This is a genomic window from Paenarthrobacter sp. TYUT067 (assembly GCF_023656375.1).
Lineage (GTDB): Bacteria > Actinomycetota > Actinomycetes > Actinomycetales > Micrococcaceae > Arthrobacter.
On record NZ_JAMOIT010000030.1, the window covers coordinates 28,510 to 46,282 of the forward strand.

17 protein-coding genes are annotated in these 17,773 nt (G+C 61.5%); 6 read left to right on the top strand and 11 right to left on the bottom strand.

From position 1 onward, the window contains the following. Window positions 1-15: 15 nt before the first annotated feature. The 5 genes from cycA to MOD31_RS20695 form a co-directional block, all read right to left on the bottom strand. A complete protein-coding gene (cycA, locus tag MOD31_RS20675; RefSeq protein WP_187697086.1) occupies window positions 16-1,476 on the bottom strand; it encodes a D-serine/D-alanine/glycine transporter in 1,461 nt (486 codons plus the stop codon). A 165-nt stretch (window positions 1,477-1,641) separates the two neighbouring features. After that, window positions 1,642-2,403, bottom strand: coding sequence for an ABC transporter permease (locus MOD31_RS20680; protein ID WP_142937590.1), 762 nt, complete (start codon window positions 2,401-2,403; stop codon window positions 1,642-1,644). Next, complete coding sequence (locus MOD31_RS20685; RefSeq protein WP_250821567.1) at window positions 2,400-3,194, bottom strand: ABC transporter ATP-binding protein; 795 nt, start codon at window positions 3,192-3,194, stop codon at window positions 2,400-2,402. Before MOD31_RS20685 ends, MOD31_RS20680 begins: the two co-directional genes overlap by 4 nt. Next, window positions 3,191-3,556 carry a DUF1048 domain-containing protein gene (locus tag MOD31_RS20690; RefSeq protein ID WP_142937592.1) on the bottom strand — a complete coding sequence of 122 codons (366 nt, stop codon included), beginning with the start codon at window positions 3,554-3,556 and terminating at the stop codon, window positions 3,191-3,193. Before MOD31_RS20690 ends, MOD31_RS20685 begins: the two co-directional genes overlap by 4 nt. A 1-nt stretch (window position 3,557) precedes the next feature. Next, complete coding sequence (locus MOD31_RS20695) at window positions 3,558-3,887, bottom strand: PadR family transcriptional regulator (RefSeq protein ID WP_142937593.1); 330 nt, start codon at window positions 3,885-3,887, stop codon at window positions 3,558-3,560. Between the two features lie 113 nt (window positions 3,888-4,000). On the opposite strand from MOD31_RS20695, the gene MOD31_RS20700 reads away from it, so the two are divergent. Genes MOD31_RS20700 through MOD31_RS20710 form a run of 3 tightly spaced genes read left to right on the top strand, consistent with a single transcriptional unit; the run spans window position 4,001 to window position 6,275 of the window. After that, complete coding sequence (locus tag MOD31_RS20700) at window positions 4,001-4,507, top strand: GNAT family N-acetyltransferase (RefSeq protein ID WP_142937594.1); 507 nt, start codon at window positions 4,001-4,003, stop codon at window positions 4,505-4,507. Window positions 4,508-4,566: 59 nt separating this feature from the next. Next, on the top strand, window positions 4,567-5,007 hold the full coding sequence (locus MOD31_RS20705) for a MarR family winged helix-turn-helix transcriptional regulator (RefSeq protein ID WP_142937595.1): 441 nt from the start codon (window positions 4,567-4,569) through the stop codon (window positions 5,005-5,007). 29 nt (window positions 5,008-5,036) lie between these two features. Then, window positions 5,037-6,275 (top strand): MFS transporter, encoded by a 1,239-nt coding sequence (locus MOD31_RS20710; protein ID WP_142937596.1) that lies wholly within the window; start codon window positions 5,037-5,039, stop codon window positions 6,273-6,275. A gap of 59 nt (window positions 6,276-6,334) precedes the next feature. Here MOD31_RS20710 and MOD31_RS20715 read toward each other — a convergent pair whose 3' ends face one another. The 3 genes from MOD31_RS20715 to rraA all read right to left on the bottom strand — a co-directional run bounded on the left by MOD31_RS20715 (window position 6,335) and on the right by rraA (window position 10,388). Further along, window positions 6,335-7,804 carry a sugar porter family MFS transporter gene (locus MOD31_RS20715; protein WP_142937597.1) on the bottom strand — a complete coding sequence of 490 codons (1,470 nt, stop codon included), beginning with the start codon at window positions 7,802-7,804 and terminating at the stop codon, window positions 6,335-6,337. A 325-nt stretch (window positions 7,805-8,129) separates the two neighbouring features. After that, complete coding sequence (locus MOD31_RS20720; protein ID WP_142937598.1) at window positions 8,130-9,782, bottom strand: MDR family MFS transporter; 1,653 nt, start codon at window positions 9,780-9,782, stop codon at window positions 8,130-8,132. A gap of 132 nt (window positions 9,783-9,914) precedes the next feature. Next, complete coding sequence (rraA, locus tag MOD31_RS20725; RefSeq protein WP_011776445.1) at window positions 9,915-10,388, bottom strand: ribonuclease E activity regulator RraA; 474 nt, start codon at window positions 10,386-10,388, stop codon at window positions 9,915-9,917. A 157-nt stretch (window positions 10,389-10,545) separates the two neighbouring features. Between rraA and MOD31_RS20730 the strand changes: the two genes are divergently transcribed. Continuing rightward, the gene (locus MOD31_RS20730) at window positions 10,546-11,850 is read left to right on the top strand and encodes an MFS transporter (RefSeq protein WP_142937599.1); all 1,305 of its coding nucleotides are present in this window, start codon (window positions 10,546-10,548) and stop codon (window positions 11,848-11,850) included. 2 nt (window positions 11,851-11,852) lie between these two features. Here MOD31_RS20730 and MOD31_RS20735 read toward each other — a convergent pair whose 3' ends face one another. From MOD31_RS20735 to MOD31_RS20745, 3 genes are all read right to left on the bottom strand, one after another. Further along, on the bottom strand, window positions 11,853-12,698 hold the full coding sequence (locus tag MOD31_RS20735) for a VCBS repeat-containing protein (RefSeq protein ID WP_238703319.1): 846 nt from the start codon (window positions 12,696-12,698) through the stop codon (window positions 11,853-11,855). A 376-nt stretch (window positions 12,699-13,074) separates the two neighbouring features. Further along, window positions 13,075-14,220, bottom strand: coding sequence for an FG-GAP-like repeat-containing protein (locus MOD31_RS20740; protein ID WP_142937601.1), 1,146 nt, complete (start codon window positions 14,218-14,220; stop codon window positions 13,075-13,077). Window positions 14,221-14,271: 51 nt separating this feature from the next. Next, window positions 14,272-15,399 carry a VCBS repeat-containing protein gene (locus MOD31_RS20745; protein ID WP_250821568.1) on the bottom strand — a complete coding sequence of 376 codons (1,128 nt, stop codon included), beginning with the start codon at window positions 15,397-15,399 and terminating at the stop codon, window positions 14,272-14,274. Between the two features lie 204 nt (window positions 15,400-15,603). On the opposite strand from MOD31_RS20745, the gene MOD31_RS20750 reads away from it, so the two are divergent. Both MOD31_RS20750 and MOD31_RS20755 read left to right on the top strand, forming a co-directional pair. Further along, window positions 15,604-16,212 carry a TetR/AcrR family transcriptional regulator gene (locus MOD31_RS20750; RefSeq protein ID WP_043806405.1) on the top strand — a complete coding sequence of 203 codons (609 nt, stop codon included), beginning with the start codon at window positions 15,604-15,606 and terminating at the stop codon, window positions 16,210-16,212. A gap of 279 nt (window positions 16,213-16,491) precedes the next feature. Next, a complete protein-coding gene (locus MOD31_RS20755) occupies window positions 16,492-17,682 on the top strand; it encodes an NADP-dependent malic enzyme (RefSeq protein ID WP_166842475.1) in 1,191 nt (396 codons plus the stop codon). Window positions 17,683-17,773 lie beyond the last annotated feature (91 nt).

The window sequence follows — 17,773 nt, forward strand, 5'->3', positions numbered from 1 at the left end:
TTTCTGTCCTAAGAGTTAGCGCGTTGCCGCGGTTTCGGTTTCCACCATCGCCTTCCACTCAGCCACGCGGGCCTGGTGCAGGGGTGATTTCCGAACAACCGCGTAGGCCACACCAAGAATGGCGAACCAGATGGGCGTCACCAGCAGGGCGGTGAGCGTGTCCGGCTGAGTGGTCAGCGCCCAGACGAGGAACGCGAAGAAGGCGAACACCACCCACACCATGGGGATTCCGCCGGGCATCTTGAACGATGAGGCCGCGTGCTGTTCGGGGCGGCGTTTACGGTACACGAGGTAACTGGCCAGGATGATCGACCAAACGAACATGAAGCAGACTGCGGACACGGTGGTCACCATGTCGAACGCCACGCCAACGTCCTTGCCCGCGTACAGGAGCGCGACGCCGGCCAGCAGCAGGACGCAGGACAGGAACAGTGCGTTCTGGGGTACTTTGCGGCTGGAAAGGCGGCCGAAGAGCTTGGGTGCGTCGCCATCGTTGGCCAGGCCGTAGACCATACGGGATGTTGAGTAGATGCCCGAGTTGGCGGAGGACATGGCCGAGGTGAGGACCACGAGGTTGACCACGGTAGCTGCCATTCCCAGGCCTGCCAGGGAGAACATGGCAATGAACGGGCTCTGGCCGGCTTTGAACTCGGTCCACGGGGTGACGGACATGAGGATGATCAGGGCACCTACGTAGAAGAGCATGACGCGCAGGGGGATCGCGTTGATGGCGCGGGGGAGGTTGTGCTCAGGGTTCTTGGTTTCGGCGGCGGCCGTACCCACCAGCTCGATGCCCACGAACGCGAACACGGCGATTTGGAAGCCAGCCACGAAGCCCATGAATTCCTTGGGGAAGAACCCGCCGTGGCTCCAGAGATTGGTGAAGCTCGCGGTTCCTGCGTTGGATTGGAAACCGGTGAAGATCATCACCAGGCCCACAACGATCAGTGCCACGATGGCGATGATCTTGATGAGCGCGAACCAGAACTCGGTCTCGCCGAAGGCCTTCACGGTGGGCAGGTTCAGGAGAAGCAGGATGATGATGGTGGCCAGGCCCGGGATCCAGAGTTGGATTCCCGGCCAAAGCTCGTCGGCGTATCCCGCAATAGCGATGACGTCTGCCACGCCGGTGACTACCCAGCAGAACCAGTAGGTCCAGCCTGTGAAGAAGCCGGCCCACGGTCCAAGGAGGTCGCCCGCGAAGTCGCTGAAGGATTTGTAGTTCAGGTTGGACAGCAGCAGCTGGCCCATGGCGCGCATGACGAAGAAGAGCATGAAGCCGATGATCATGTACACGAAGATCACGGAGGGGCCGGCGACGGAGATGGTCTTACCGGAGCCCATGAAGAGGCCGGTCCCAATGGCGCCGCCGATGGCCAGGAGCTGGATGTGGCGGTTGCTCAGGGAGCGCGACAGGTGTGGCTCGCTGTCCCTGCTGGAGGCGTGAAGCTTCCCTTGTGTTGTCTGGTCGGACATTAGTTCAAGAACCCTTCGAAGGACCCGCCACAATGGTGACGGCCGTTACAAATCTGTTCGATAAAGCTATAGCTAATGTCTGACCAATGGCGAATCGGTCTGCATGGCGAAAGCTCCTCCCATGACATGGAGGAGCTCTGGCCGTTATAGGAACGTGGTGGGAACCTAGGCGATCTGGCGCTTGTAGGCGGCTGTGGCAAAGGCGTAGGAGACCACGAGGATCCCCAGACACCAGGCCAGCGCTACCCATATGTCCCCACCTACCGGACGCTGCGCGAACAGATCCTGGATGGTATTCACAATGGACGTCACTGGCTGGTTTTCGGCGAACCAGCGGACCGGGCCCGGCATGGTCTCCGTAGGGACGAAGGCGGAGCTGATGAACGGTAGGAAGATCAGCGGGTAGGAGAACCCGCCCGCGCCGTCAACGGACTTCGCCGAGAGGCCCGCGATGATTGCGATCCAGGTCAGCGCCAACGTGAAGAGCGCCAGGATACCCGCCACGGCCAACCAATCCAGGATGTTGGCGGAGCTGCGGAATCCCATGAGAAGTGCCACCAGCACGATGATCACCAGCGACAGTCCGTTGGCCACCAGGGATGTCAGGACGTGCGCCCAGAGAACCGATGAGCGTGCGATCGGCATGGACTGGAACCGCTCAAAGATCCCGCTCTGCATGTCCGTGAACAGGCGGACTGCCGTGTAGGCGATGCCGGAGGCGATCGCGATCAACATGATGCCTGGGAGCAGGTAGTTCACGTAGTTCTCAGTGTCGGTCCTGATGGCTCCGCCGAAAACGTAGACGAAAAGCAGCATGAGGGCGATCGGTGTGATTGCTGTGGTGATGATGGTATCCACGCTGCGGAAAATGTGCCGCATGGAACGGCCCAGCAGAACAGAAGTGTCTGCGAAGAAGTGGGTGTTCATGACCTGTCCTTTACTGACTCGTTGCCACTGGCCCCAGCGTTGCCGCTACCCACCAGAGCCAGGAAGATGTCCTCCAGGCTCGGTTGCTTTTCTACGTATTCGATCTTGGCCGGCGGCAGCAATTGCTTAAGCTCGGCGAGGGTGCCGTTGGCGATGATGCGTCCCTCATGCAGGATGGCAATCCGGTCTGCCAGTTGTTCAGCCTCATCGAGGTACTGCGTGGTGAGCAGGACTGTGGTGCCTTGGTTGGCGAGGTTCTTGACGATGTCCCACACCTCAAGGCGGGCTTCAGGGTCCAGGCCGGTGGTGGGCTCGTCCAGGAAAATCACCGTGGGGTTGCCGATCAGGCTCATCGCTATGTCCAATCGACGACGCATGCCGCCGGAGTAGGTAGCTACTTTGCGGGACCCGGCTTCCGTGAGGCTGAACTGCGCCAGCAACTCATCCGCGATCTGTCCCGGGTTCTTCAGGTGGCGCAGCTTAGCCACCAGGACCAGGTTCTCCTTCCCGGACAGGACCTCGTCCACCGCCGCAAACTGCCCGGTCAGGCTGATGGACTGCCGTACCTGTTGTGACTCGGTGGCGACATCAAAGCCTTCGACGGCGGCAGAGCCGGCATCCGCTTTGAGCAGGGTGGACAGGATCTTCACCATGGTGGTCTTGCCCGCTCCGTTGGATCCCAGCAGCGCAAAGATGCTGCCGGGGGCCACCTCAAATTCCACACCCTTGAGTACGTGGAGGTCCTTGTATGTCTTCTCAATGCCCTCTACGCGGATTGCTGCAGTGGTCATGATTCCGCCTCCCTGGCTTTATCAATCGCCTTGTTCAGGCGCTCGCGTTCTTTGTCGATCCAGCGTTTTCCGCCGTAGGCCTGGGCGAAGCTCTCTGCGAACTCGATGGGGTCATCACCCACGATGTCGCTGACGGGGGTGCCGTCCACTGCGGCTCGTTCCCATAGGTCGGCCAGGTCCGTGAACATCTGCACCATGGTGTCGCCTTGCGTGACACCGCCGTAGTACATCAAATAGCGGTTGAAGGCGGTGGCCACAGCGAGGTAGGGCTCGGGCAAGGCGTCCAGCCGTGCCTTGGCTTGCTTGTACTGCTTTTTCTGCTCGAGCGATCCGGTGACCAGCTCGATCCATTTTGCTGCCATGCTATTTTCCTTCCTTGCGGAGCTGTTCCAGCCGTTCGGACAAGAAGCTCCATGTGTTCCAGAATTCGCTCAGTTCTTTTTCGCCCTGGGTGTTGAGCGTGTACACCTTGCGGGGCGGCCCTTTTTCGGACGGCCTCTTCTCCACGTCCACCAGGCCCTTTTGTTCGATCCTGACCAGCAGTGCGTACACGGTGCCCTCAGCGATCTCGGTGAAGCCTTGCTCTCGGAGCAGCGTGGTGATTTCGTATCCATACGCCGCCTTCCCGGTCAGGAGGGCCAGGACGATTCCCTCCAATGTGCCTTTGAGCATCTCTGTCATTTGCTTGCCCATCGGACACCTCCTTCACTACTCAGTATTACTAGCTACCACTACATAGTAGAACTAAGTACCGGTACTTAGCAACACTGAGTTCCGAAGAATATCGACCGGAGTGGCATGCTGGGTTGGTGACTACTCAATCCGGTTCCGTGCCCGCCCTGCTGACTGCCGCCGTCGAGTATGGGACCTTCACCCTTCGGCGCGCCCGCAAGGGTGACCTCCCGCGCATCCTCGCGCTGCTCGCGGATGACCAGTTGGGTGCCACGCGCGAAAATGCGGACGATTTAGCGCCCTACGAGCAGGCTTTTGACGCGATCGACGCCGACCCGGCGCACCTTTTGGTGGTGGGCGAACTCGACGGTGATGTTGTTGCGACGTTCCAGCTCAGCTATATCCCCGGCTTGTCGCGCCGGGGATCCTGGCGCGCGCAAATCGAGGCGGTCCGGGTCTCCAGCGCGCTGCGGGGTCAGGGGGTTGGTGCGTTGATGATTCGGTGGGCTATTGATCAGGCCCGGGAGCGCGGCTGCTCTCTGGTGCAGCTCACCACGGATAAGTCCCGCGTGGGGGCCCATCGCTTCTATGAGCGCTTGGGGTTTGTTGCGAGCCATGAGGGCATGAAGCTCACACTCTAAGAGCCTCACCCGCCCTATTCTTTGACATTTAGGTACCCTAACTATTAGGGTACCTAAATATGAACACCTTTGATCCCCGGCTATTGGACCTCGCCCAGGACTTCCGTGAGTCACTTCGGCTCGGCGTGTACATGTTCCGCCGCCTCGATCCCGAAGGCGAGCTAACCGCCGCGCAGCTCAGCCTGCTGTCCATGATTTCCGAGGGCGGCCTCCGAGTGGGCGACATCGCCAAGAACCTGGGGATCAAAGTCCCGAGCGCCACGGAGCAGATCATCAAGCTCGAGCGCGCCTCACTGGTTACACGCCAGCCTGACCCGGACGATTCCCGGGCCGTCCAGGTGGTCATCACCCAAGCCGGGACCGCCGCCGTCGAGTCCGCCAATCAGCGGCGCAATGCCATGGTGGCCGAACTGCTGCAGGGTCTCAGTAACCAGGAGATTGAGCAGCTCGCCTCAGCGTTGCCCGTGATCGCCAAGCTCAACAGCTCGTTCCAGAACTAACCAGATAAGCACCGACAAGGAGCCATTGAATGTCACGCCAGTTGGCTGACGCTTCAGCAAGCGCCGAAACAACTATCGAAACCACCCTTGAAGCCGAGAAAGCTTCATTTCTCAAACAGCCCAAAGCGGTGTGGGCCACGGCGCTCGCGGCCGTTTTCGCGTTCATGGGCATCGGGCTCGTGGACCCTATTCTCCCCGCGATTGCAAAGAATCTCGAGGCGTCCACCAGTGAAGTCTCGTTGCTGTTCACCAGCTATTTCCTGGTGACCGCAATCGCCATGTTGATCAGCGGATTCGTGTCCTCCAGGATCGGTGGAAAGAAGACGCTGCTCATCGGCTTGGCGATCATCGTGGTGTTCGCGTCGTTGTCCGGCCTCGCCGGCAGCGTTGAGCAGCTGGTGGGATTCCGGGCGGGGTGGGGCCTCGGTAATGCGTTGTTCGTGGCCACGGCACTAGCGGTGATCGTAGGTGTGGCCAGCGGAGGAACCGGCACTGCCATCATCCTTTACGAAGCAGCACTCGGTCTGGGTATCTCCCTTGGCCCGTTGCTGGGCGCCCTCCTGGGTGGCTGGCAGTGGCGAGCTCCGTTCTTCGGCACCGCAGTCCTCATGGCCGCGGCCTTCATTGCGTTGCTGGCGTTGCTTCCCAAAACACCCGCTCCCGCTAAAAAGTCCCGCCTGAGGGATCCGCTCCTTGCGCTCGGCCACAAGGGTCTCCGCACCACCGCAGCCAGCGCACTGTTCTACAACTACGGCTTCTTCACCATCCTTGCCTTCACGCCGTTCATCCTGGGTATGGACGCCTACGGAATCGGGGGAGTGTTCTTCGGCTGGGGCGTTGCTGTTGCGGTCTTCTCGGTGTTTGTCGCCCCTGTACTCCAGAAGCGCTTCGGCGCCGTCAAGGTCCTCACCGGTACGCTGGCCGTCCTCATGCTCGACCTGATCGGCCTGGGACTGGCAGCCGGGCACTCGGTGACTGCCGTCGTCGTGCTTGTCATCGTGGCCGGTGCCCTGCTGGGCATCAACAACACGGTCTATACGGAACTGGCCATGGGCGTTTCTGATTCCCCGCGTCCCGTTGCGTCCGCCGGTTACAACTTTGTGCGCTGGATGGGCGGCGCGCTGGCCCCGTTCGCGGCCGCCCAGCTGGGCGAGCACTTCGGCCCGCAAGTACCGTTCTTCGCCGGAGCGGTGGCCATGGCTATCGCCATCCTCGTTGCTTTCGGAGGACGCGGCTACCTGAAATCTCACGAGCCCCACTTGGTGTAGCGGTCCCGAAACCACAGAAAGCCCGGCGGTTTCCGCCGGGCTTTCTTGTGTCGTGTGCTCTATTTCGTGTCGTCCGAGGTGACCGGCAGGGGAGCCACCGGTGCGCCTTTGGGAACGAACAGCGTTTCAGCCTGTTCCAAGGACATGCCGTTGGTCTCCGGAACCTTGAACATCACAAAGAAGAACGACGCCGCCGCGAATGCCGCGTACATGGCGTAAGTCAGTGGCAGCGAACCTGCCGCCATGATGGGGAAGCTGAGCGTGATGGCAAAATTGGCGATCCACTGCGCCGCTGCGGCCAGACCGAGGGCCCGGGCGCGGATGCGGGACGGGAAGATCTCGCCCAGCAGCACCCAGACGAGCGGCCCCCACGAGGCACCGAAGCTGATCACAAAAATGTTCGCCGCTACCAGGGCTACCGGTCCCCACGCGCCCGGGAGGCTGATCTCGGAGCCCGTACCCACGGCGGACGAGAACGCCATTGCCATGACGCCGAGGGATACAGCCATGCCAACGGAACCGGTGAGCAGGATGGGGCGGCGGCCGATGCGATCCACCAATGCGATGGCAACCAAAGTCACCAGGATGTTGGTGACGGAGGTGGCCACGGAGATTGTCAGTGAGTCCTTCTCCTGGAACCCGACGGCCTTCCACAACGTGGTGGAGTAGTAGAAGATCACGTTGATGCCAACGAACTGCTGCAGGACGGAGAGGATGATGCCGATCCACACCACTGGCAGAAGGCCGAATCTGTTGCCGCGGAGGGACCCCTTCCTGGTGGAGAGCTTCTCCTCCTGAATGGACTCGCGGATCTCGCGGATGTGGCGCTCGATGTCGTCGCCCGGGATGATGTTGTTGAAGATACTGCGGGCCTGGTCTTCCTTGCCGTTCAGTACCAGGAAATGCGGGGACTCGGGCAGGCGGAATGCGATCCAGCCGTACACTGCGGCAGGCACGGCGCAAGCGATGAACATCCACCGCCAGGCTTCAATGCCAAACCACAGCGTGCCATCTGCGCCGCCGGCCGAGTTGGCCAGCACGGCATCGGAGAGAAGGGCCGCGAAAATGCCGGTGGTAATGGCGAGCTGCTGGAGGGAAGCCAAACGGCCACGTACGTGCCGGGGGGAAATTTCGGAGATATACGCAGGGGCAATAACGGAGGCAAGTCCAATGCCCAAACCGCCTACCAATCGCCAGAGGATGAGGTCCCACACACCAAAGGCAAGGCCCGTTCCCACCGCGCTCACCAGGAAGAGCAGCGCACCGATCTTCATGGCAGGTATACGGCCGTAGCGGTCGGCGATCTTGCCGGCAAAGTAGGCCCCGGCGGCACAGCCCAGCAGGGCAACGGCAACGGCGAAGCCTGTGACCGCTTCCGTCATGACGAACTCGTCCGCCATCGCATCCACGGCGCCATTGACCACGGAGGAATCGAAGCCGAAGAGGAAACCGCCCACCGCGCCGGCGACGGCCAGGCCGATCACCTTCCGTGAAACTGGGGGCGCGCCTTCGGTGCTGGAACTGGACATGGGTCTCCCTTAGGGAATGGGGGTTTGGAAGCGATGTGCGGGACGTCGTCGGCTGTCCGACGGGGACGCCGGTGCACTCGCGCTACACAGTGTGGCACGTCATATCGCTCCAGTTCCAGTCAAGTGACGGAGGCGACATGTATTCACGTAGTTAACGCATCATGTTGCTTCCGCACAGCTGGGAGTTGACTGGGTGGACGCTCCCTGGTTGCTGTGGCGGCAAAAGCGGGTTCATGGCTCAACTAGTTGAACACAAAGCACGGCAGGCCGTCCGAAGACTGCCTGCCGTGCTTGTGGTGCGTGACGTAGTACCTGACGCGCAAATCTAGTGCGCGGGAACGGACTCTTTGGCTGCCGCCTTGGGGTCCGTGAGCTTCTTGTTCGGCAACGCGAAGCTGATCAGGAAGGCAACGAGCATGAGCCCGGCAGCAGTAAGCATCACGATGTCGATCGCCTGGGCGAAGCCCTCGGTGATCGGCCTGGTGAGCGTGCTGTTTGCCGTGTGGAGCCAGCTGGTGTCGTTCAGGGACTCGTTGTTGGCGCCGTTCTTGAAGAAGTCGAAGAGCTTGGCGTTGGCGGGATCCGACGCCACGGCAGGGTCCTGCATGACCGCCTGATAGTCCGGGGTAGCGGCGGCAGTTTTCATGCCGTCGGCGATCTTGTCAGCCGCAGTGCTAAAGAGCATGGAGATGAAGACTGCCGTGCCCACTGCACCACCCATGGAACGGAAGAATGCGGCTGTTGAGGTGCCCACGCCCATATCCTTCGGCGGGACCGAAACCTGCATGGCAAGCGTGAGCGGCTGCATGCAGAAACCCAGTCCGACGCCGAAGAACACGGCGATCAGGCCGGGAACCCAGAGGCCGGTATCGACGCCGAGGACCAGGCCCATCACGGTGGCGGCAGCCGCAAGGATAGCCGTACCCATGATCGGGAAGACCCGGTAGACGCCTGATGAGGAGATGGTTCGGCCGGCGGAGATGGAGCCAAAGAGGATGCCCACAGTGAACGTGATCATCATCAGGCCGGCCTCGGTAGGAGTAAGCCCCTTCACGAGCTGCAGGTACATGGGCAGCATGGCGATGGCGCCGAACATACCAATGCCGATGATGAAGTTCAGCAGCGAGGACAATCCGAAAGTGGTGTTCTTGAAAAGACGCAGCGGGATCAAGGCGTAGTCTCCGGCGCGCTTCTCAGCCAGAAGGAAGGCGACGATGCCGATGACGCCAAGCCCATAGCAGAGCCAGGATGCGCCCGAGGCCCAACCCCAGGTGCGGCCCTGTTCTGCAACCAGCAGCAGCGGAACAATCGCAAGGGTGATCGCGGCTGCACCCCAGTAGTCGATCTTTTGCTTCACGTGCCGGGCCGGGAGGTGCAGGTACATGAAGACCACAACAAGGGCGGCGAGCCCAATGGGGAGGTTGATGAAGAAGACCCAGCGCCAGCCTTCAAAGCCCAGGATGTTGGCCGAGCCGGCGAACGCGCCGCCAATGACCGGACCGAGCACGGAAGAAATACCAAACACAGACATGAAGTAGCCCTGGTACTTTGCCCTGTCCTTCAGCGCCACAATGTCGCCGATGATGGTCAGCGCCAAGGCCAGCAAACCGCCGGCGCCCAGGCCTTGGATGCCGCGCGCAATGGCAAGCTCGGTCATGGAATGGACGGATCCTGCGTAGAGGGAACCGATCAGGAAGATCACGATGGCCACGAGGTAGAGGGGGCGGCGGCCAAAGATGTCGCTGAGCTTGCCGTACAGCGGGGTGCTCACGGTGGAGGTGATGAGGTACGCAGTGGTGGCCCACGCCTGGAGGGACAGGCCATCGAGGTCGTTGGCGATGGTGTAAATGGAGGTGGACACGATGGTCTGATCCAGCGAGGACAGGAACATGCCGAGCATGAGCCCCACCATGACCGTGAGGGTCTGACGATGCGTCAGGACCTCTCCGGCGGCCCGTACAGGCGCAGTTTTGGACATATCTTCTCCAGAGGTGGCAGAAAAGTGGACTAAGCAGGATAGTTGCTTTCAGTAACTATCTTACAGGCCGGTTGATTCCCGACGGGATAATATTTCTTCCACTTTCCCTCTAAGTCGGCAGCCCGGTGAGGGTCAGCGCTCGATCAGAATGCCGTCCGGATCGCAGAAGATCATCACGCCTGGCTGGATACGGACGCGATCGATGACCAGCTGGACATCCACTTCACCCACACCTGTCTTGGCGCTCTTCTTCGGGTTACTGCCGAGTGCCTTGACGCCCAGGGGTAAGCGGGCGATCGCCTCGCGGTCTCGAATGGCACCGTTGATCACTACGCCAGCCCAGCCATTGGCCACAGCGCTTTCCGCAATCATGTCTCCCATGAGTGCTGTCCTCAGTGACCCTTGTCCATCGATGACCAGAACGGCGCCGTCGCCGGGTGTATTGAGGATGGTCTTGACCAGGGCGTTGTCCTCGAAGCAGCGGATAGTGCGGACAGGCCCGCTGAAATGCGTGCGCCCGCCCAGGTTGTGAAACTGGATGGCGATGGACTCGAGTTCCTCGCCGCGATCGTCGTAGAGATCGGCGGTATTTACTTGCTCACTCACGGTGCTGCTCCTCTATCGGTTTGAGGCCACACTAACCCCTGGTTCAGTGCTGCGGCAGGAGTTGTTTCGGCCTATGTGGATAAAAGACCCGACGGCGGTTCAGTGTGGCCGCGTCGCGCTAGGCTGAATCCAAACATTCAAAGAGGGGGAACCTGCCATGAGCTTGTCCGATCTGCCGGGACCGGTGCCGGACCCAGCCGTAGTCCGTGGAGGTACCGCAACGGCGCTGGCCGAGCCGGTCAGCCGTGTGCGACCCCTGTGGGTTACGGGCGTGGTGCTGGTTAACCTGGGCATCAATGCAGCGTTCTTTGGACCCCTCCAGGTTCTTCTTGCGCAACAAGCGGCGTACTTCGACGAGGATGAAAAGAAAGCCATTCTGGCCTTGGTAACGGGCTGCGGCGCGGCCGTTTCCATGGTGGCGAACCCGCTCTTCGGGGCCTTCAGCGACCGCACGACGTCCAGGTTTGGTCGCCGCGTTCCCTGGGTACTGATGGGCGCCATCCTTGGAGCTGCTGCGCTTATTGCTTTGGCCGGTGCTCCCAACGTTGCAGCCATGACTTTGCTGTGGTGCCTGGTGCAGGCCGGAGCCAACGCCATGTACGCGGCTATCTTCGCTGCTATCCCGGACAGAGTGCCCGTACCGCAGCGGGGAACCGTAGGCGGATTGGCAGCCATGGGTCAGACCGTGGGTATCCTCGTTGGCGCAGTAATCGCTGCTGTCGTAGCTGGGAACTTCGCCGCCGGATACTGGGTCTGCGCCGCGGCGCTGCTGGCCGGCGTCGTTCTGTATCTATTCAAGAGCGACGATCAGCCACTGTCGCCTAGCGAGCGTCCCCCGTTCAAAATGGCTGAATTCCTCAAAGGCTTTTGGGTTTCGCCCAAGCGCTACCCGGATTTCGCTTGGGCGTGGTTGACCAGGTTCTTGGTAAGCACGGGAAATCACATGGTTACTATCTACCTGCTCTATTTCCTGACGGATGCTGTCCGCTTGAAGGAGGTCAATGGCATTGACCCCGAGTTCGGGGTGCTGGTCGTTACCGGCCTTTATGCCGTCGCCGTCATCATTACCAGCGTCGTGGGTGGCCGGATGAGCGACAGGACGGGCAAGCGAAAGCCCTTGGTCATTGCCTCATCCGTCGTCATCGCCGTAGCCTCACTGATCCTCGCTTTTTCCCCGACATGGACAGGGGCGATTACGGGCGCAGTGGTTCTCGGGATCGGGTTCGGTGCCTACTTGGCCGTGGACTTCGCACTCATCACTCAGGTACTACCCAAAGCACTTGACCGGGGAAGGGACCTGGGGGTTATCAATATCGCAAACTCAATGCCGCAGGTGCTGGCTCCAGGTATCGCTTTTCTCTTCGTTGACTATTGGGGCGGCTACGTCTCGCTGTACGTAGCCGCCGCAGTCATTGGGCTCTTGGGCGCCGTGTTTGTGGTGAAGATCAAGAGCGTGGACTAGTCCTAAAAGACGTAGTTCATGACGTTCCAGCCACTTCCGACTACCGGCTGCCCCTTCCATTTGAAGCCGTAGATGCCCCAGCTGCTGAAGCCTGAAGGGTCGGCGAGGTACATCGTCAGCAGGCCGTTGGGGCTGATGCCATAGACGTCGTTGTAGCCATCTCCGTTGAAGTCACCGGCAATCCCGAAACGACTAAGCGCCTCCCAGCCCCTGCCAATGGTTCCGTCAAAGGCGTCGGGGCTACCGTAATCGAAGAAGAAACCGTTGCGCTGCGATGAACGGGCCTGCAAGTCGCCAAAGCGGGTGCGCGCGAGGACCACGGCTTCGGATGTGCCATAGAAATGCCCGGCCCCTGCAGCATCTAGTCCCTGCCAGCTCGTAGTGACCTTGCTCGGCGTGAGCCAACCACCCCGCCCGTTGCCGGGGTAGAGGAAGACATTGCCTGAACCATCCTGGGCAAGGATGTCGTTGGTGCCATCACCGTTGAAGTCACCGGGTGCGATCAGATTGACGAACCCCTGCCATCCCTGACCAATCTGGAAGGCCTGTTTCCAAGCCCCTGCGCCGTTTCCTTGGTAAAGGAAGAGCCGTCCGTAGCCGTCGCGGCCCATGACGTCTACGGTTCCATCGCCGTCAAAGTCGCCCGGTGAAACCAAGAGGTTGTAAATGTGCCAGCCGTTGCCGATCACTTGCGGCGCTCGCCAATTGCCTCGTCCATCGGTGGGGTAGAGGAGCAAGCGGCCCGCGTTGTCCCGGGCGAACAGATCGAAGGTGCCGTCGCCGTCGAAACCCTTCGATCTAGGGGCTGCTTCTACGGGAAGCCCCTGGATGGATTCTTTGCTAGGCACCGCATCTTTTGTGAAGGAGGCCGTGGTGTCCACCGCTTCTTCAGCGGCGGAAGCAGGGACGGCCGAGACCAAGAGGCAAGTGGCTAAAGCCGGGGCCGTAATGAGTGCAAGCAGTCGGCGTGGACTGCGGCGGCGCGCAGGCGCGCGAAGGGCAGAGTTAAAGCCCAAGGATTCCCCCAAAATAAGGCGGCACAGAGTTGGCCGAAGAGATCAATTGGGATGACACTACCGCCTGCTGGCCCGCTGGCATATAGCGGTCCGAATATTGCGACGCCGTGGATGGATGGCGAACACACACCAATTCGATGGTTCCCTGCTCACGGTGCCGTTCGCAACAGCGTAAGCGCCAAGGAACCCTCGAAATGGTGGCTTGAGGCTAGAACAGGTCCGTGAAACCGCCCCAACCCCAGCCGACAACTTCAGCGCCGGCCCAGCCGGCCCTGCCGTTGCCGTAGTAGGCGCGCAGTTGGCCGGAGCCATCCACAGCAAAGACGTCGAGGCTGCCGTCGGCGTTGATGTCGCCGGCGCTGCCGATCTTGCTCATGCCGTTCCAGCCCTGGCCAACTACGGTCATGCCGTTCCAGCCGCCGGCACCGTTGCCGCTGTAGAGCCTCAGGTAACCGGCAGAATCGCGAGCCAGTACGTCAACGTTGGTGTCGCCGTCGAAGTCGCCGGGGGTGATGAGCGCGTTCAGGGAGTTCCAGCCTTGCCCCGCCACGGACCGGGGCAGCCATCCGCCGGCACCATCGCCGGGGTAAAGGTAGAGAACCCCGTTGGCGTCGCGGGCCAGGACATCGTTGGTGCCGTCGCTGTTGAAGTCTCCGGGAGAGACCAGCGAAGTGAAGATGTTCCACCCGGTCCCGACCTTCCGGGGGCCGCTCCAGCCGCCTGAGCCGTCACCGCTGTACAGGTAGAGGCCGCCTGCTGAGTCCCTGCCCAGGACGTCGTTGATGCCGTCGCCGTCGAAGTCACCGGGGGAGAGCACTGTGGGGAAAATATTCCAGCCTGCACCGACCGTCTTCGCCGGTTCCCAGGAGTTCTGGACCCGCGGGTACATCAGCAGCGCGCCATCGGATCGGCGGGCCAGGAGCTCGAACGCCCCGCGGCCAGTGAACCCGTTGGGCCGGTTGGACGCAGAAATCGGAGCGGTTTCCTCGCTGGCGACTTCCATGCCTTCACAGGGATAGTTGGCCACCAGGTGCGCGGCGATGGTTTTGCCGCGGTCTTCTTCAGTGAGGACATAGTCGGGCCATGTGGGGTGGTCCGTTGCTACTTCACCATCGCGCGTCCAATAGATGCGTGTGTCCGGGCCGGCAGCAGCGCCGCAGCCCTTGTACGCGTAGGGGTCCCAGGTGACCGTGAGGGTGGAACCAACGTATGGCGCGCCCGTGATCACCGGCGGTTCGGGGTCCATGGTGGCCATGGCGGGGGCGGGGGCCAGAACAACTGCTGCAAAGATCGCAGCCCCTATTCCGGCTATAGCCCGGCGCACGCCGGACGTAGGGCGTGATGAAGCAAACATTGTGTCCTCCCCAGACTTTATGGGGTTAATGGTACCGCGACTGGGATCTTCCTAGAAGATTGCTGTGAACCACCCGAATCCGGCGCCCACCGCTTCGGAACCTTTCCACCCCGTCTTACCGTCGCTGTAGTAGGCAAGGAGCCGGCCTTGCTGGTCCACTCCGTAGACGTCGGGGAAGCCGTCACCGTTGAAGTCACCGGCACCGCCAACATATTTGAGGGCGTTCCATCCCACGCCGATCATCCAGGACCGCGACCAGCCTCCTGAGCCATTGCCGCCGTAGAAGAACAGATAGCCGCTGCGGTCACGTGCCAGGATGTCCACATTTCCGTCGCCATTGAAGTCACCAGGCGCCACCAGTGCGTCCATGACATTCCAGCCGGTCCCGACGGCGGTTCGCGCCAACCAGCCGCCGGCACCATTGCCCGGGTAGAGATAGAGGGCGCCGCCGGGTTCTCGCGCGAGGACATCGTTATGGCCGTCGCCGTTGAAGTCTCCCGGACCGACGATGGAGTCAAACACGTTCCATCCGTTACCGATGGGCTTAGCTGGCTTCCATCCGCCTGCGCCGTCCCCGCTGAAGAGGTAGAGCCCCCCGACGGAGTCACGCACTATCACGTCGCTTTTGCCGTCACCGTCGAAGTCGCCTGGGGAGAACGCCGTGTTAAAGATGTTGAAGCCGTAACCCACGGTTCGGGCTGGATCCCATGCGCTGCCATTTCGCCCGTAGAGCACCAGCGAGCCATCGTTGGCGCGGGTGAGGAGTTCAAAGCTGCGACCAGTGAAACCTGCAGCCCTGTTCGCGGCTCCCACGGGCTTGGTTTCGTTACTGTGGAGCGATTCTCCGCCGCAGGCCGTGGTGCTGGCTGTCACGTGCGCGGCCATGCGGGCGCCGGTGTCGTCCTGCTCCAGCGTGTAGCTGCGTGTTGTTTCCCCGGCCACCAGAAAGCCGTCCCGGGTCCAGTAGATCGTGAAATCGGGGCCTTTGCCGCCCCCGCATCCGTAGAACGTGTACGGGCCGATGTCCGCGGTCAGCTTCTTGCCGACGAATGCTTGACCGTTGACTATGGGGTCTGGCCCGTTGCTGGGCGCGGCCGACGCCGGCAGGGGGCTAAGTGCCATGGCCGCAGCAGTGGCGGTCAGCAGCGCTGCTGCCATCCGGCGTCGTAATTTCCCCATGTGTGTGTTCCTCCCGAGTGGCTTCAAAACCTGCATGAAGTGTATGTCTGCCGGGTGGATAGACGGGAAAGGCATGGCTCATGGAAGCAGATCGAGCTCTCAGGAAACGGTCATTTTGCTCCCGTATCATTGATGCGATCGGCCAGCTGTGGTCCTGGACCCAGCCGGCCGTTTCGTTGTCAGCCTGCCAAGAGATCGCCGGAAATGCCCGCAACAAACTCACTGGAACCCTACTCCCTTGACCTGACCACGGGGCTGCCCCGTATGGCTGCCGCGCCCACCACACCGCGGCAGCAGTTGCGCTATGCCCGCATTCTCAAGACTGCCGAAGGCTTCGCCCAACGGCAGTTCGATACGTTGAGCCTTTCTGACGTGGCGGCCCGGGCTGACATTCCGCTCGGTACGCTCTACCGTTACTTCCCTTCCACTGCCCACCTGATGCTGGCCGTCTATCGGCAACAGTTGAGGGAACTTCGCGACGGCGTCCGGCTGCGGGAAGGTAAAGGCCATGCCCTCGCGGGTTTGATGATGGAGATTTTTCACTTGCGGGTTATGCAACCGGGTATTGAGCACTGCCTCATCCGTCCTGCGGGTAAGGATGACGACACGGCGCAGCTGCTGCGCGAGATCGATGCCCTGTCCGAAGAAGTGGTCGGTTCGTTGAGCAAGGACCAGGGGAAGGACACGGTGAAGGCCCGCATCCTGCTGCACCTGGTGAGTGGCTTGGTGCAGGCGGTCCGCTGCCGGAGGTTGTCCTTGTTTGAGGCGGAGAAGGACCTGAAGAAAGCGTGCACGCTGCTCTCTGGTGAATGAGAAACGGGCCGCTGGTCTAGACCGATGCGGCCCCAGAACACGCTTTTTGGCGTGAGGTAGCTCACGATTTGGCTTGGTTGAACGTTTTACTCTCGAATCGTCTCTGTTGGTATTGAATCTTGTACCCTCAACGTGTCCCTAGGCTGGAATCACCGAAGCGGCTAGCAGCCCCCTATCTGCAGAAGCAATGCCGGACCAGTCACCCTTGGCCCGCACCAGCAGTTCTGTTCCTGCCCGAATCATGCCGTGGGTCCACGGCTAGCCTGAGGAGACAAAGACGTGTCCATTGAGACAATTGCAACTGATAACGACGCCCTGGTACTGAGTGAAGAAGAGATCTTCACCGCCCACGAAGGCGGCAAGCTGACCATTTCCAGCACCGTCCCGCTCAACAACAAGCGCGACCTCTCCATCGCATACACCCCTGGCGTTGCCCAGGTCAGCCGCGCAATCCACGCCAACCCTGAACTTGCCCGCACCCACACCTGGGCCGAACGCCTGGTTGTTGTGGTCAGCGATGGCACCGCCGTTCTGGGTCTGGGCAACATTGGCCCCAGCGCTTCCTTGCCGGTCATGGAGGGCAAGTCGGCCCTCTTCAAGTCCTTCGGCGACCTCGACTCCATCCCGCTGGTCCTCAACACCACCAATGTGGACGAGATCATCGAAACCCTGGTCCGCCTCCGCCCGAGCTTTGGCGCAGTAAACCTCGAGGACATCTCGGCTCCGCGCTGCTTCGAACTCGAAGAGCGCCTCATCGAAGCCCTGGACTGCCCGGTCATGCACGACGACCAGCACGGTACCGCCGTGGTGGTTCTTGCCGCCCTGACCAACGCCGCCAAGGTGACCCAGCGCGAGCTCGCCGGACTCAAGGTAGTCGTCTCCGGTGCCGGTGCCGCTGGCATCGCCATTGCCGAGATCCTTCTGGCTGTTGGCATCAAGGACGTCATCCTGCTCGACTCCAAGGGCGTGGTCAACGCGGACCGTGCAGACCTCGTGGCCGATCCCGGCAGCGTCAAAGCCCGCATGGCCCAGCGCACCAACCCCCGCGGCATCAGCGGCGGTCCGGGCGAAGGACTGACCGGCGCCGACGTCTTTGTGGGTGTCTCCTCTTCCAAGCTGGATGAAGAACACCTGAAGCTCATGAACGATCAGTCGATCGTGTTCGCCCTGTCCAACCCGGACCCTGAAGTTCTGCCCGAGGTTGCCCAGAAGTACGCAGCAGTTGTAGCCACCGGCCGCAGCGATTTCCCGAACCAGATCAACAACGTGCTGGCCTTCCCGGGCATCTTCCGCGGAGCGCTCGATGCCAAAGCCCGCCGCATCACGCCCGCCATGAAGATCGCTGCGGCCAACGCCATTGCTGAGCTCGCCGCAGAGGACCTCTCAGCGGACTACATCGTGCCGAGCCCGCTGGACGCCCGCGTGGCACCGGCGGTCACCGCGGCAGTTGCCGCAGCCGTCACCGAGTAGCGCTTACCAACGCAAGACCGACGACGGCGACGCCTCCCGTGCTGGGGAGCGTCGCCGTCGTTTGTGCTTAAGCGGCCGGCCGCGACGCCGG